We start from the raw sequence: 14,299 nt of genomic DNA, 5'->3' as shown, positions 1-14,299 counted from the left end.
CCCCCCCCCCCGAAAATTTGAGAGAGGTGAGCGGAATGAAGGGAACAGAAAAAGCCAATTGTGGGGCTAAAGAAAAACAATAAAGAGAGAACATGTTCAAACGATTGAGAAGATTACGAAGCAGCGAAAATTTAAGGGCGATGTTAAGAGAAACGCATTTAAATATTGATGATTTCATCGCTCCCTTATTTGTCATAGAAAGCGATAGTTATATTAAAAATGAAATCAGCTCCATGCCTGGCGTTTATCAAATGAGCATGGAGCCTCTTTTAAAAGAATGCGAAGAATTAGTGGGTTTAGGCATCAAAGCCGTTTTATTGTTTGGCATTCCTAAACATAAGGACGCTACAGGAAGCCATGCGTTAAATAAGGATCACATTGTCGCAAAAGCCACCAAAGAGATTAAAAAACGATTCAAGGATTTAATCGTTATAGCGGATTTGTGTTTTTGTGAATACACCGACCATGGGCATTGCGGGATTTTAGAAAACGCTTCTGTGTCTAACGATAAAACGCTAGAGATTTTAAACCTTCAAGGGCTTATTTTAGCTGAAAGCGGTGTGGATATTCTAGCCCCAAGCAACATGATGGATGGGAATGTTTTCAGCTTGAGAAAAACGCTAGATAACGCCGGCTATACCCAAACGCCTATCATGAGCTATTCCACTAAATTTGCGAGCAGCTACTATGGGCCTTTTAGAGATGTGGCTAATTCTGCGCCGAGTTTTGGCGATCGCAAAAGCTATCAAATGGATTACGCTAACCAAAAAGAAGCGCTTTTAGAAAGTTTAGAAGATGAAAAACAGGGTGCGGATATTTTAATGGTGAAGCCGGCTTTAGCGTATTTGGATATTGTTAAAGAGATTAGAAATCACACTTTGCTCCCTTTAGCACTCTATAACGTGAGTGGGGAATACGCCATGCTCAAACTCGCGCAAAAACACAACCTGATCAATTATGAAAGCGTGCTGTTAGAAACGATGACTTGTTTTAAAAGAGCGGGAGCGGATATGATTATTAGCTATCATGCTAAAGAAGTGGCTAACTTATTACAAAGGAATTGAATGGGACGAGCGTTTGAATACAGAAGAGCGGCCAAAGAAAAACGATGGGATAAGATGAGTAAGGTTTTCCCCAAGCTCGCCAAAGCGATCACTCTAGCGGCAAAAGATGGCGGGAGCGAGCCGGACACGAACGCCAAACTGCGAACAGCGATTTTAAACGCTAAAGCGCAAAACATGCCTAAAGACAACATTGATGCGGCGATTAAAAGAGCGAGCAGTAAAGAGGGGAATTTGAGCGAGATCACTTATGAGGGTAAGGCGAATTTTGGCGTGCTAATCATCATGGAATGCATGACTGATAACCCCACTAGAACCATTGCCAACCTTAAAAGCTATTTCAATAAAACGCAAGGAGCGAGCATCGTGCCTAATGGCTCTTTAGAGTTTATGTTTAATAGGAAAAGCGTGTTTGAATGCTTGAAAAATGAAGTGGAAAATTTAAAGCTCAGCCTAGAAGATTTAGAGTTCGCTCTCATTGATTATGGTTTGGAAGAATTAGAAGAAGTGGGAGATAGAATCATTATTAGAGGGGATTATAACAGCTTCAAGCTTTTAAATGAGGGGTTTGAAAGCTTGAGATTGCCCATTTTAAAAGCGGGTTTGCAACGCATCGCCACAACGCCCATTGAATTGAATGACGAACAAATGGAGCTTACCGAAAAGTTATTGGATAGGATTGAAGACGATGATGATGTGGTCGCGCTTTATACGAATATTGAGTGAAATGCAAAAAGGCTCAAAGTGTTTTTAACAATGAAAATCAACAAAAAGTTTTGTCGCTATAAGCTTGTAAAATCCTATAAAGAGTTATAAAACTCCTTTTTGATTGGATTTTTAATTTTATTTTGATTAGTTTTTGTTTTTATCAAATAGGAATAAGCTTGATTCAATATTCTTTTTTAAAAAACTTGTTTTTAAGCTTTTTTTATAGTTAATTTTTTTGTGGTAGAGCTATTTCTTAAAGCGGATAGGGGGATTTTGAAACAACACCCCTTTTTTTTAACCCCATTAAATCCCCTAAAGAAGCGCTTTAAAAAATTATCGCTTGTGTCTGGTGCAAGCTCTTTTATGTTTATTTTAAAAGGCCTTTGAGGATTTTTATTACCAATATAAGAATAAATCCAAACCCTAAATCTGTAGATTTTTATCGCATTCTTAATTTTCATCAATAGAGAAGATTAATCCCTATTTGAATAGCAAGAGAGGTGAAAGATTCCTATAAGATGAGTTTTAACGATTAGCCCTAAGCTTTAGCTTATTGCGTATCGTCTTGCGTGTCGTTTTGCACGTCATCTTGCAAATTATCAGACTCCTTGCCAATCATTTCTAACACTTTACAACTACCACTAAAGCCTAAAGTGCACCCTTTCTTGTAATATGAAATGGCTTTATCTAAATCCTTTGGAGCTCCCTTACCCATGTAATACATCACCGCCACATTATGACAGCCGCTCCCTTCTTTTAAAAAACAACCTTTTTTATAAAGATTCAAAGCCTGCTCTTCATTTTGTTTGACATTCATACCGGCTTCATACATGTATCCAAAACTCACACAGCTCGCCCCGTCTTTTAAATGGCACCCTCTTTTAAAATTCGCAAGGGCTTTTTTCAAATCCTTCTGTACGCCTTTGGCGCTCCTATACATATACCCTGCAAAGTTACAACTAATGCCATAATTCAAACTGCAAGCGTATTTAGAAAGAGAAAGGGCTTTGGCATAATTTTGTTTAACGCCCGTGCCATTAAAATACATAAAACCCAAACTACCGCAACTCACCCCACCCTTTAAGTGGCACCCTCTCCTATAATAATAGATAGCCTTTGGAAGGTCTTTTTGAACGCCATCGCCATCTTCATACATAGAGCCTAGACTCGCGCAAGCGAGATGATCCCTTAAATTGCACCCTCTTTTGTAATAAAAAACGGCTTTTGGAATATTCTGATCCACGCCATCGCCATCTTCATACATAGAGCCTAAACTCGTGCAACCAACCCCCACCCTCAAATTACAGCTCCTCTTATAAAAAGCCACCGCTCTATGGTAATCCTCTCTCTTAAAGGCTTGATTAGCCATCTTAAAATATTTCTCACCGGTTGTAGCCACCAAATAACTGGAACAACTTGCCATTAAAAATAAAATCAAAACCCATTTTTTAGTCCAACTCTTTATCATCTCATTCCTTACAAAACTAAGCCAAAGCTCACACAAAGAAAGATCAGTAAAACCCCAATCTAATTGGTTATTATAGTATAATATTGTCAAAAAATAAATTCAACTTTGGATTAAATTTAATTAAAAACCTATTTTAGGAAAACCACTTAAATGAGTATCATTATTCCTATCGTTATCGCCTTTGACAATCATTATGCCATTCCGGCTGGCGTGAGTTTGTATTCCATGCTGGCTTGCGCTAAAACAAAACACCATGATAAAAAACTTTTTTATAAAATCCACTGCTTGGTGGATAACTTAAGCCTTGAAAACCAACAAAAATTAAAAGAAACTCTAGCCCCCTTTAGCGCTTTTGCGAGCGTGGATTTTTTAGACATTTCAACCCCTAATCTTTACACCACTTCAGTAGAACCCTCTGCGATTGATAAAATCCATGAAGCTTTTTTGCAACTCAATATTTACGCTAAAACGCGCTTTTCTAAAATGGTCATGTGCCGCTTGTTTTTGGCTTCTTTATTCCCACAATACGACAAAATCATCATGTTTGATGCGGACACTTTGTTTTTAAACGATGTGAGCGAGAGTTTTTTTATCCCGCTAGATGGCTATTATTTTGGAGCGGCTAAAGATTTTTCTTCTCCTAAAAACCTTAAACATTTTCAAACAGAAAGGGAGAGAGAGCCTCGCCAAAAATTTTCTCTCTATGAGCATTACCTTAAAGAAAAAGACATGAAAATCATTTGTGAAAACCACTATAATGTTGGGTTTTTAATCGTGAATTTAAAGCTATGGCGTGCTGATCATTTAGAAGATAAATTATTCAATTTAGCCCATCAAAAAGGCCAGTGCGTGTTTTGCCCTGAACAGGATCTTTTAACGCTCGCATGCTATCAAAAAGTTTTACAATTACCTTATATTTACAACGCCCACCCTTTCATGGCCAATCAAAAACGCTTCATTCCTAGCCAACAAGAAATTGTCATGCTGCATTTTTATTTTGTAGGAAAACCTTGGGTTTCACCCACTGCTTTATATTCTAAAGAATGGCATGAGACTCTTTTAAAAACCCCTTTTTACGCTGAATATTCCGTGAAATTCCTCAAACAAATGACAGAATGTTTAAGCCTTCAAGACAAACAAAAAACCTTTGAATTTCTTGCCCCTCTGCTCAATAAAAAAACCCTTTTAGAATATGTCTTTTTTAGATTGAAGAGGATTTTCAAACGCTTAAAAGAAAAACTTTTAAACTCTTAGCGTTCTCGTTTGGGCAACACGCTATAGGCGAATTTAACATAAATCGCTAAACTGATCAAAAGCACCGCCACACCAACAGCCAAATACACCGCATAAGTGATTTTATCCGGTTCGCTCACGCTGAATTTAAACACTAACATTAACGCTTCAATGGCTAATGCGATAATGATAGAGCCTAAAAACCTGATCATCGTGCGGTGGATTGCATGGTGGTTATCCCCACTATTTTTACCCAAAACTTCCTCTTCAAAAATCGCCTTGACTAGATCAAAGGTGGCTAAGGCTAGGGTTAAAAGCACAATGGGGTGGAACACTTCTTTAATGTCAAAACTGCTAAAATTGACAATCGCTGTCCAAAAGCTAGAAATGCATTTCACAAATAAAAGCAACGACACTAAAGTGAGCATGATAGAAATCATAAAATACATGACCATGCTCCCTTCGCTAAAGGTCCTGAAATACTTTGAAGGCGAGCTGATTTCAATCGCCACCCTCAAAGGGATTTGCAAGCACACCACAAACGCTAGATCGTTATTTTGATCATACACCGGGTAAGACGCGCTCACTACCAAATGGTTTCCTTTTTTAGAAGGATAGGGGTCGGTTAAAATGCAACGCTTTTCACTCACGGCTTGATAAAAATAATACTTATCGCTAAAACTGGCATGCGATTCTAATTCAATCCCTTCTGTTAAATCATGCTCTAATATCCCTTCCTTATGCCCTTCCTCTTTAAGTTGGCTTGGCTTAAGAACTAGCATGCCCTTAGCGTCTAACACAAAAAAACTTTTTGCCATTTTGATTTCAGCATGCATTTTTCTGATCTGTTTGTTTAAATAATCCAAAGTGACTTCAGGGAGGTGGTTGCGGATATTGTGCGAAAACAAATAGGTAAGATAAGCGTATAACTCGGTGCGGATCTTGGAATATTGGACAATGTCTCTACTTAACATCACAAGGCCTTTAAAAAAAATTTATGCGATGAATTGTAGCACTTGTTTTAAAGAATTATTTAAACCACCCCTTGCATCAATGATAAAGGAGGCGTTTTTTTCATAGAGGGCTTGGCGTTTTTCAAAAAGCTCTTTGGCTTGAGTGAGGTTATTCAAAAGGGGGCGTTTCTCCCTTTCTTTTTGGTTCAAACGCTTAATCAAGGTCTCAAAATCCATCTTGAGGTAAAAAGTTGTGCCTAAACCCTTAAGGTTATCATGCACCACAATGCCCCCACCGGTAGAAATAACATGGGGGGTTTTGAGCGTTTTTAATTCATCAATCAAATTTTTTTCAAACATCCTGAAATTGTCTTCGCCAAGCTCTTCAAAAATCTCCCTCACGCTCAAGCCCACCTTCTCGCTAATGATCATATCCGTATCCAACACTTCTAATTTCAAAGCCAGCCCCAATTCTTGCGCTAAAGAGCTTTTACCGCTCCCCATAAAACCGATTAAGACTAAATGCTGCATGCTTTTATTTCAATTTCAATTCATACGCCCCGTTTTTTTCTTCCAAAAGATAGCGGTATTTCCCGTCTAAAATGAGCGTGATGCGGTAATAATCTTTGTGCGTACCGACTTTAATGTGAGAAAAAAACTTCTGGTTTAAATCCATGTTTTGATAAATATCCAAAGGGCCTTTTTGCGTGTCCAACACGATTCTATAAGGATTGACTAGCACAAAAGAGCGCAAAATTTTATAAGGGGAGCGCAAAATCATCGTGTTGTTTGCCATTAAAAAATCAAAATCTTGGATCTGGTAGCGTTTTTCAAAAGCGTCTTGATTAAGGGTGTGTTGGGAAAGTTTTAAGGGGTAGTGCCAATCAATGCTTTTATCAATGCCCACGACTTTAGAATGGATAGAGCCATCAATATCCTGGTAAGTGAGCGTGATTTGTTTTAAAATCCTAGCGCTCGTGGGCAAATCCACATGGATTTCTTTAAAATAGCTGTCATAGATCCCATTAAAGCCCCCTTGCAAATTCTTGGAATTGATTTCAGGCTCAAAAGGGTTGTCTCTGGCTAATAAGACGCTTAAAACCACCACCAAACCTATCATCTTTTTTAACACTGCCATTTCCTTAAATCTAATCTCTAGGCCGTAATTCCCTCAATTCAAACAAACGCTTTTGCAAGCGCACATTCTTGCTTTGCAATTCGGTGATTTCTTGTTGCAATCGTTCATGCTTGTCTCTTAAATCCAAATAAACTTCTAAAGAAGAGCCCCCAAAAAGCAACTTCCCTAAATAATACCCAAACCCAAGCAGTAAAAGGAAAAAGACAATAAGGGAGCTATGGCTATAAAAAAAATCTCGTGCTTTGTTGTCTTTGATTCCATCGTTTTCAAAAAGGCCACTAGCCATGCTTAAACAACTCTTTGCCGATATAAATCCCCCCTTTTAATTCATGCTCAATCTCTAAAAGGCGGTTGTATTTAGCGATCCTTTCACTCCTTGCGGTGGATCCGGTTTTAATTTCTCCCGTATTCAATGCGACAGCAAAATCAGCGATAAAGCTGTCCTCACTCTCCCCGCTTCTATGGCTCATCACGCATTGATAGGCATGGTGTTTGGCTAATCTTATGGTTTCCAAAGTCTCACTAATGGTGCCGATTTGATTGGGTTTGATCAAAATGGCGTTCGCAATGTTTTTTTCAATGCCTTTTTGCAAGATGCTTGCGTTCGTTACAAACAAATCATCGCCCACTAATTGGATTTGACGCCCTAATTCCTTGCTTAAAAACGCCCAACCCTCCCAATCGTCTTCGCTCAAACCATCTTCAATAGACACAATCGGGTATTTTGCCACCAATTCTTTATAATAAGCCACTAATTCATGCGAATCTAAAATCTTATTTTCACCCTTTAAATGGTAATTAAAATGTTCATCCACTAACTCACTGCTCGCCACATCTAAAGCGAGTGCGATTTCTTCGCCTAATTTATAGCCGGCTTTTTCAATGGCCTGAGAAATGACTTCAAGGGGTTCTACATTGTTGTTAAAATTAGGCGCAAAACCCCCCTCATCGCCTACGCTTGTGAGCTGATTCTTTTCATCTAAAAGTTTTTTAAGCGTGTGATAGACTTCCGCGCTCGCTCTTAAGGCTTCTTTAAAACTCTCAAACCCTAAAGGCATGATCATGTATTCTTGAAAGTCTATGGAATTATTCGCATGCGATCCGCCGTTGATGATATTGAGCATCGGCACCGGCAAAGTCAGAGCGTTAGCCCCCCCTAAATAGCGGTATAATGGCAGATTTAAAGCTTTCGCGCTAGCCCTTGCTAACGCCATAGAAACGCCCAAAACAGCGTTCGCCCCTAAATTAGCGTAATTAGGCGTGCCATCCAAAGCCCTTAACCTCTCATCTACAAAGGCTTGATTGATCGCTTCAAGCCCTATCAAATGGTGTTTGATCACGCTATTGACATTTTCGCATGCCCTTAAGACCCCTTTACCCAAAAAACGGGTTTTGTCATTATCCCTTAATTCTAACGCTTCTCTTTTACCGGTGCTCGCCCCGCTAGGCACAATCGCGCTCGCCTTAGTGTTATCGCTCAAAATCACGCTGGCTTGAATGGTAGGATTGCCCCTACTATCCATCACTTCTAAAGCATGAATATCTTTAATGGTTAGCATCAAAATCCTTTTTATTCCATTTCTTCTAAAGGCTCATCGGGTAAGGGCATGATCTCTTCATTAGAGCCAATACTCTCTTTAATCTTAAGAGTGATTTCATCCGCTAGCGCTTTATCTTCTTTCAGTAGGGCTTTAGCGTTTTCTCGGCCTTGCCCTAGCTTTTTATCCTGGTAGCTAAGCCATGCCCCACTCTTATCCACAATGTCTAATTTCACGCCATAGTCAATGATTTCGCCCTCTTTAGAAATCCCTTCCCCAAACATGATGTCAAATTCCGCTTCTCTAAAGGGCGGAGCGACTTTATTTTTAACCACTTTAGCTTTAGCCCTGTTGCCGATATGCTGTTCGTTTTGTTTTAAAGCGGCGATTCTTCTAATATCAATCCTAACGCTCGCATAGAATTTTAAGGCATTGCCTCCGGTTGTGGTCTCTGGACTCCCATAACCCATCATACCGATCTTCATTCTTATTTGATTGATAAAAATGAGAGTAGTGTTCATCTTGTGCAAAACACCGGTGATTTTTCTTAACGCATGGCTCATAAGCCTTGCTTGCAAGCCCACATGCTGATCGCCCATATCCCCATCAATCTCCGCTTTAGGCGTAAGAGCCGCCACCGAATCCACCACCACTAAATCAATCCCTCCGCTTCTGGTGATCGTTTCTAAAATCTCTAAAGCTTGCTCGCCTGTATCAGGTTGGGAAACGAGTAGATTTTCCGTATCCACGCCCAATCTCTTAGCGTAATGCACATCTAGGGCATGCTCAGCGTCAATGAACGCGCACACGCCGCCATTTTTTTGGCATTCTGCAATAATGTGCAAGCTTAAAGTGGTCTTCCCGCTTGACTCTGGCCCATAAATTTCAATGATCCTACCCTTTGGAACGCCCCCAATCCCTAAAGCCAGATCCAATCCTAACGAGCCTGTAGAAATAGCGTCAATCTTTTCTACTTGCTTATCCCCAAGGCGCACCAACGCCCCCTTACCAAAAACCTTATCAATTTGTTTGATCGCTAAAGAAATCGCTTTTTGTTTGTCTTCATCTATTGCCATTAAATTACCTTAATTGAATTTGATTTGTTTATTCTATCAAATCCTAGCCTAAAATCTATTATAATAAAAGGACTTACCCTATCACAAAAGGATTTTACTTTGATTAGTGTCGCTCATAGCCCTGATGCTGATGATATTTTCATGTATTATGCGATTAAGTTTGGCTGGATAGATTGCCCTATTAAAAATAAAACATTCCACAACATTGCTTTGGATATTGAAACCCTAAACCAAGAAGCCCTAAAAAACACTTATGATGTGAGCGCGATTAGTTTTGGGCTATACCCTAAAATTGCGAACGATTACGCCTTACTCCCCACAGCGACAAGCTTTGGGAATGGCTATGGGCCTAAATTAGTGAAAAAAAAAGGCGTGAAATTGAAAAAAGACTTTAAAGTCGCATTGAGTGGGGAACACACCACAAACGCTCTCTTGTTTAAGATCTATTACAAACATGCGCGCATCGCTTACATGAATTTTTTAGACATTGAAAAAGCGGTTTTGGAAGGAAAAGTGCATGCAGGCGTGCTCATTCATGAAAATATCTTGGATTTCCATGATGGATTAGAAGTGGAAAAAGAATTGTGGGATGTTTGGAAAGAACTCATTGAAGTGGATTTGCCCCTGCCTTTAGGGGGCATGGCGATTAGGCGCTCTATCCCCTTGTATCGCGCGATTTTGATTAAAAAGGCTTTGATTAAAGCGGTTGAAACCGCTTTAAAACACCAAAATTTGCTCTCTAGCATGCTGTTAGAGCGTTCGCTCATTCGTGTCAATAAAGAGCGGTTACAAACTTATTTAAGCTTGTATGCGAATGAAACTTCAACGCGCTTAAGCGAGATTCAAATTCTCGCCATAGACAAGCTTTTTGAATTAGGCTATCAGCATGGGTTTTACGCTAGTTTGTTAAAGACTAAAGATTGCTTGCTCACTGATGAATATTTAAAATACCGCTTTTCTTAATCCAATTCTAGTTTATGCATAAGCAAGTAACGGATCACCCCATACAATAAAAGGATTTTTAAAAAATCCACCCCCCATAAAAGATAGTATTTATTTTCTTGCAATTCTTGTTGTTGCAAGAAATAATAAAATCCCTCATTGATGCTTAAACTAGAGCTCATTAAGGGCAGTAACGAATTGAACGCTAATTCCAAAACAACCCCCACCAAAATGAACAACAATCCTCCGAGTAAAAAACGCGCTTTTTTGATCCTAGCAGCGTTTAAAACGCTCAAAACAAATAAAAATTTCATTAAAACAAGCCCTAAAAACAGCGCAACGCCTATAGTTTTAGTGGGTTTTAACGCAAAGGTTTTTAAAGCGGTGTGCAAGATAAACAACACGCTGGATTGCGCGTTAAAAAGATAATAGCCCAAACGCACGCTCGCCACAAACCAGAACAAACTGAAGATAAAAAACACCATGGGGAGCAAGATTTTAGGGAGCAATAAAGACTCTAAACTAACGGGTAAAGAAAAGCTTAAAACCCCCCTTTTAGAAAAAAGCGCGTTGAGATTTTTGATCGCTCCCACACTGATTGCAATCAGTAAAAACGCCCCCAAGACAAAAAAGAGCGTGTAGCTTAAAGTGAGCATGGTCGTTTCTTCAGCACCTTGAGAGGAAAAACAAACCGCTAAAATAGTGAGCGTGATTAAAAAATTCCCCACAACAACATTCCCTAATTGCCCCAAGGCGTCATGTTTCAAAACTTTTAAAAAACCCATAGCCTTATTATATCCATTTGGATAGAAAATTCAGGCTTTTTATCATCAAGTGCCAATAAAAAACGCTAAAGGCATTTTTTAAACGCGCTACTTTAAAAAAGCCAGTTGCTCCAAAATCAATTCTTCTTTATTTTTAAAAACAAATTTAAAAAGGATCTTATAGCGCCCCATTTTATCGCTCTCTAACAAATCAAATTTTAAAGGCTCGCATGCGATCTTACAATCAAGCGTTCCTAATAATCTGGGCTGTGATTGGCTGGGGTAAAACGCTAAATACACTTGAATATTTGGCGAATCTAAAGCGGGTTTGAGCGGTTGCAATTGCGCATAAAGCGTGTTGGATTTTTCCAAAATCAAAGCGTTTTTTAAAAGGTTTTCTTGGAGTTTTTTATCCCCATGCGTGCCTTTAGAAAAATAGGGCAAAATGGGGGTTTTAGGGCTTTCTATAAGGGGCTTTAAACCCACTAAAAAACGATAGTTAGCTTTAAAATCTTCATAGGTTTTAAGCATAGCGTTAAAGTTTAAATCCACTTCGTTATGCCCTTTGAAATACACTAAATCGTTTTTAGGGGAATTTTTTAGGGCAAACACCACCAAAAACACCACGATCCCAAGCCCAAAAATAAGCACGCTCATGATCCCTAAAGGCCAAAAGTTTTTTTCTTTCATTGATTTTCCCTCTTAAGATTTTTTAAAAAAATAAAGCCCCAAAAACGCGCCCAAAAGCGTCAATAACAAAATATAAATAACCACCTTTACAAAAGTTACTCCCTTAGGAGCGTTAAAATTTTGCGTGATATTCACATGATATTTTTCCGCTAAAGCGTCTACTGCGACCGAATAGCCATTAATAAGCATGGCTGAAATCCTTTGAGGCGTGTATTCTTTAGCGTTTGTGGGGAGTAAGGGAGCGATTTTTTCAAAAAAGATTTTATCAGTGTCTAACAAATCTTTAGGGTTAGCCACTAATTCTATTTTTTGAGCGTCATGGTAGAAAAAGAATACCACAAAAGGGGGTTTGAGCTGTTTTAAAAAGCCCTCTTGATACTTTTGGCGTTCCTTTTTGAGTGCCAAAGCGATAGGATTTTTTTCAAAATCCGTCATATCAATCACAAAACGCACGCCTGTTTTAAGATAAAGCTCTTTAGAAACACCCTCCACAAACGCAACGCTTTTTTTTACCAAACGCCCTTTAGAATTATTCAAAACATAATCATCAGCCCCCAAACAACAAACAAAGGCTATTACAAGCCACAAGATCCTCATGTGCTAAACAAAAACAAGTTAGGCACAAAAGAAATAACAATCGTCATTAAAATGGTCGCTACTACCATTAAGGCTAAGATTTTTTCTAAAGTCGTGAATTTCATTTTTTGCTCCCTTGATTGATCAATTCATAATTAGCCCGGTTTTGGGTGTTTTTTGCCTCTAAAGCGTTAATATCCTTATAGCGGTAATAATTGGTGGCTTGCTCTTTTTGGATATGGATCGCTTTGAGTGCGAAAAAAACGACCACACACAATAAGATAACCACAATCAGTAAATTCCCTGCTAATCCGTTTAAAAATTTCATCTCTTTTCCTTTAATCTTCTAAGGGTTTTAGCGATTGGATAAATTCGGCCAACGCTTTAACTTGCAAGCCACTAAAGTTTTTATACTTGAATGATGGCATATGTCCTATATTGCCCTTTTTGCCATGCGTTAAGATGTTTCTTAAAAAATTCTCTGTGCCGTAAGTGGTCAAATCGGCCGCAAACGCTTGATTTTCTTGCAAGCCCTTACCATCATTGCCATGACAGCCTGTGCAACCCATGCTTTCAAACAGCTCCTTGCCTTTATCAATGAGTTGAGGGTTTTTTGTCTTTTTAACGCTAGAAAGTTCTGCCATCACATAGCTCGCGATCGCTTTAGCATCCTTTTCATCCAATTCCATAGCGGGCATTTCCCCAGCGAGATAATCCATGCCCTTAGAGCCATGCTTAATGGTATCCATAATGCCCTCTTCTTTACCCCAACGCACCAGATTTTGAGCGCTCCCATGCAAGCCCTCAGCGGTGATACCATGGCATTGCGAACAATGGACTAAAAAGATGCCTTGACCCATATCCACTAATTCCTTTTGACCCAAATGCTTCCACTTGGCTTCAAATTTTTGGTTGTGCGCTTTAATCTCTTCATTGTATTGCCCGATTTGAGAAAAGCTATTCAGCGGATACCCAAAGAAAAAATACCAAAAAGCCCACACAATCGTGCACATAAAGCTTGCGATCCAGCCTACTGGCACATTATTGGCGAACTCTCCTATCCCATCAAACAAATGCCCATTATCCATGAGCTCCCCTTGGGATTTGCTGTCGCGCATTTCTTTAATGAGCGAACTGGATTCATAGATGGTTAAAACTAAAATCACAAGCGCTGCAATCAAGCCAAAAACATTTATATGGTCGTTTAAAAAATCCATTTCAATTTTCCTTTATGCCTTTATCATGAACTTCTTTATGGCGTGGTTCAATCAACTCATCTTCTAAAGCGTCATTTAACGCTAAATACCCGTATCGCTCATAATCCACGACACCCTTTTTTTGCTTTCTATACATGCTAAAAATATAAGCGTACAAAAAGAGCGTAAAAAGAATAGTGAAAAACGCATACGCAAAACCTCTCAAACTTTCTAAATCCATCATTCACCCCTTATTTAGCGTTTTGATTAGCGTTGATCCTGGAATTACCCAAGCTATTCAAATAAGCGATCAAAGCCACAATTTCTAAGACTTCGCCTCTCTCAATCGCTTCTAGCACTCTCTTGTCTTTCATGTCGGCTGTGATTTTTTTAGCTTCTTCTAAATAGGCTTTTTTCGCTTCTTCTGCATTCCCTAATTTCACGCCGTTTTCGGTGTCATAAGGCACGCCAAAAACCTTTTTTTGCGTCAAAGCTTCCGCATAAGCGGTGTCAAAATCGCTCTTTTTGATAAATAAATGCTTATAGGCTGGCATGATGCTGTGTGGCACAACGCTTTTAGGATCCAGCATGTGCTTTTCATGCCAATCGGTTGTGCGATAATCCCCCACCCTGTGCAAATCAGGGCCAATCCTTTTAGAACCCCACAAAAATGGCCTGTCATACGCGTATTCCCCACTCAAACTATACGCACCATATCGATCCACCTCAGCTTGGAAAGGGCGAATAAGCTGGGAATGGCAATGATAGCAACCTTCTTGGATATAAATTTGCCTCCCCGCTGTCTCTAAAACCGTATAAGGCCGTAAGCCTTCAATGGGGCGAGCGGATTTAAAAAAATTGGGCAAAATCTCCACCAAGCCTGCGATCGCAAACACAAAAATAAACGCAAGAGTGAAAAAAAACGGATTCTTCTCTAAAAAACTAAACATTTCCAA

General features: G+C 39.3%; 18 protein-coding genes. 4 read left to right on the top strand and 14 right to left on the bottom strand.

Annotated features, from left to right (window positions below; genetic code table 11):
- The first annotated feature begins 92 nt into the window (after window positions 1–92).
- Both hemB and EAL04_RS01715 read left to right on the top strand, forming a co-directional pair.
- A complete protein-coding gene (gene hemB / locus EAL04_RS01720) occupies window positions 93–1,064 on the top strand; it encodes a porphobilinogen synthase (RefSeq protein ID WP_120972852.1) in 972 nt (323 codons plus the stop codon).
- A complete protein-coding gene (locus EAL04_RS01715) occupies window positions 1,065–1,787 on the top strand; it encodes a YebC/PmpR family DNA-binding transcriptional regulator (protein ID WP_015644664.1) in 723 nt (240 codons plus the stop codon).
- 532 nt (window positions 1,788–2,319) lie between these two features.
- Here EAL04_RS01715 and EAL04_RS01705 read toward each other — a convergent pair.
- The gene (locus EAL04_RS01705) at window positions 2,320–3,237 is read right to left on the bottom strand and encodes a tetratricopeptide repeat protein (protein WP_120972848.1); all 918 of its coding nucleotides are present in this window, start codon (window positions 3,235–3,237) and stop codon (window positions 2,320–2,322) included.
- A gap of 150 nt (window positions 3,238–3,387) precedes the next feature.
- On the opposite strand from EAL04_RS01705, the gene rfaJ reads away from it, so the two are divergent.
- On the top strand, window positions 3,388–4,491 hold the full coding sequence (gene rfaJ / locus EAL04_RS01700; RefSeq protein ID WP_120972846.1) for an HP0159 family lipopolysaccharide 1,6-glucosyltransferase: 1,104 nt from the start codon (window positions 3,388–3,390) through the stop codon (window positions 4,489–4,491).
- On the opposite strand, the gene EAL04_RS01695 is transcribed toward rfaJ, so the two are convergent.
- Genes EAL04_RS01695 through recA form a run of 6 tightly spaced genes read right to left on the bottom strand, consistent with a single transcriptional unit; the run spans window position 4,488 to window position 9,175 of the window.
- On the bottom strand, window positions 4,488–5,444 hold the full coding sequence (locus EAL04_RS01695) for a PDC sensor domain-containing protein (RefSeq protein ID WP_120972844.1): 957 nt from the start codon (window positions 5,442–5,444) through the stop codon (window positions 4,488–4,490). The genes rfaJ and EAL04_RS01695 overlap by 4 nt on opposite strands.
- A gap of 21 nt (window positions 5,445–5,465) precedes the next feature.
- A complete protein-coding gene (locus EAL04_RS01690; protein WP_120972842.1) occupies window positions 5,466–5,954 on the bottom strand; it encodes a shikimate kinase in 489 nt (162 codons plus the stop codon).
- Window positions 5,955–5,958: 4 nt separating this feature from the next.
- The gene (locus EAL04_RS01685) at window positions 5,959–6,555 is read right to left on the bottom strand and encodes an AMIN domain-containing protein (RefSeq protein WP_024111839.1); all 597 of its coding nucleotides are present in this window, start codon (window positions 6,553–6,555) and stop codon (window positions 5,959–5,961) included.
- Between the two features lie 16 nt (window positions 6,556–6,571).
- Window positions 6,572–6,847, bottom strand: a complete 276-nt coding sequence (locus tag EAL04_RS01680) for a hypothetical protein (protein WP_000146224.1) — start codon at window positions 6,845–6,847, stop codon at window positions 6,572–6,574.
- On the bottom strand, window positions 6,840–8,120 hold the full coding sequence (eno, locus tag EAL04_RS01675) for a phosphopyruvate hydratase (protein ID WP_120972840.1): 1,281 nt from the start codon (window positions 8,118–8,120) through the stop codon (window positions 6,840–6,842). Before eno ends, EAL04_RS01680 begins: the two co-directional genes overlap by 8 nt.
- Window positions 8,121–8,131: 11 nt before the next feature.
- Window positions 8,132–9,175, bottom strand: coding sequence for a recombinase RecA (gene recA, locus EAL04_RS01670; RefSeq protein ID WP_000952097.1), 1,044 nt, complete (start codon window positions 9,173–9,175; stop codon window positions 8,132–8,134).
- Between the two features lie 99 nt (window positions 9,176–9,274).
- On the opposite strand from recA, the gene EAL04_RS01665 reads away from it, so the two are divergent.
- Entirely contained in the window at window positions 9,275–10,138 is an 864-nt protein-coding gene (locus EAL04_RS01665) for a menaquinone biosynthesis family protein (RefSeq protein WP_120972838.1), read from the top strand.
- Here the strand turns inward: EAL04_RS01665 and EAL04_RS01660 are convergent.
- The 7 genes from EAL04_RS01660 to ccoO all read right to left on the bottom strand — a co-directional run bounded on the left by EAL04_RS01660 (window position 10,135) and on the right by ccoO (window position 14,293).
- Window positions 10,135–10,902 carry a hypothetical protein gene (locus tag EAL04_RS01660; protein WP_120972836.1) on the bottom strand — a complete coding sequence of 256 codons (768 nt, stop codon included), beginning with the start codon at window positions 10,900–10,902 and terminating at the stop codon, window positions 10,135–10,137. The genes EAL04_RS01665 and EAL04_RS01660 overlap by 4 nt on opposite strands.
- Window positions 10,903–10,989: 87 nt before the next feature.
- Entirely contained in the window at window positions 10,990–11,571 is a 582-nt protein-coding gene (locus tag EAL04_RS01655; protein WP_120972834.1) for a hypothetical protein, read from the bottom strand.
- A 12-nt stretch (window positions 11,572–11,583) separates the two neighbouring features.
- Entirely contained in the window at window positions 11,584–12,168 is a 585-nt protein-coding gene (locus EAL04_RS01650) for a hypothetical protein (protein WP_001921652.1), read from the bottom strand.
- Between the two features lie 100 nt (window positions 12,169–12,268).
- Window positions 12,269–12,475, bottom strand: a complete 207-nt coding sequence (locus tag EAL04_RS01645; RefSeq protein WP_000670514.1) for a DUF4006 family protein — start codon at window positions 12,473–12,475, stop codon at window positions 12,269–12,271.
- Window positions 12,476–12,485: 10 nt separating this feature from the next.
- Window positions 12,486–13,364, bottom strand: coding sequence for a cytochrome-c oxidase, cbb3-type subunit III (ccoP, locus tag EAL04_RS01640; RefSeq protein ID WP_120972832.1), 879 nt, complete (start codon window positions 13,362–13,364; stop codon window positions 12,486–12,488).
- 1 nt (window position 13,365) lies between these two features.
- Window positions 13,366–13,584, bottom strand: coding sequence for a cytochrome c oxidase, cbb3-type, CcoQ subunit (locus EAL04_RS01635; protein ID WP_033762580.1), 219 nt, complete (start codon window positions 13,582–13,584; stop codon window positions 13,366–13,368).
- A gap of 10 nt (window positions 13,585–13,594) precedes the next feature.
- Window positions 13,595–14,293, bottom strand: a complete 699-nt coding sequence (gene ccoO / locus EAL04_RS01630; protein WP_078271313.1) for a cytochrome-c oxidase, cbb3-type subunit II — start codon at window positions 14,291–14,293, stop codon at window positions 13,595–13,597.
- Window positions 14,294–14,299: the final 6 nt, after the last annotated feature.

This window comes from Helicobacter pylori (genome assembly GCF_003638305.1).
Classification (GTDB): Bacteria; Campylobacterota; Campylobacteria; order Campylobacterales; family Helicobacteraceae; genus Helicobacter; species Helicobacter pylori_DJ.
This window is presented reverse-complemented; position numbering and strand designations above follow the sequence as displayed.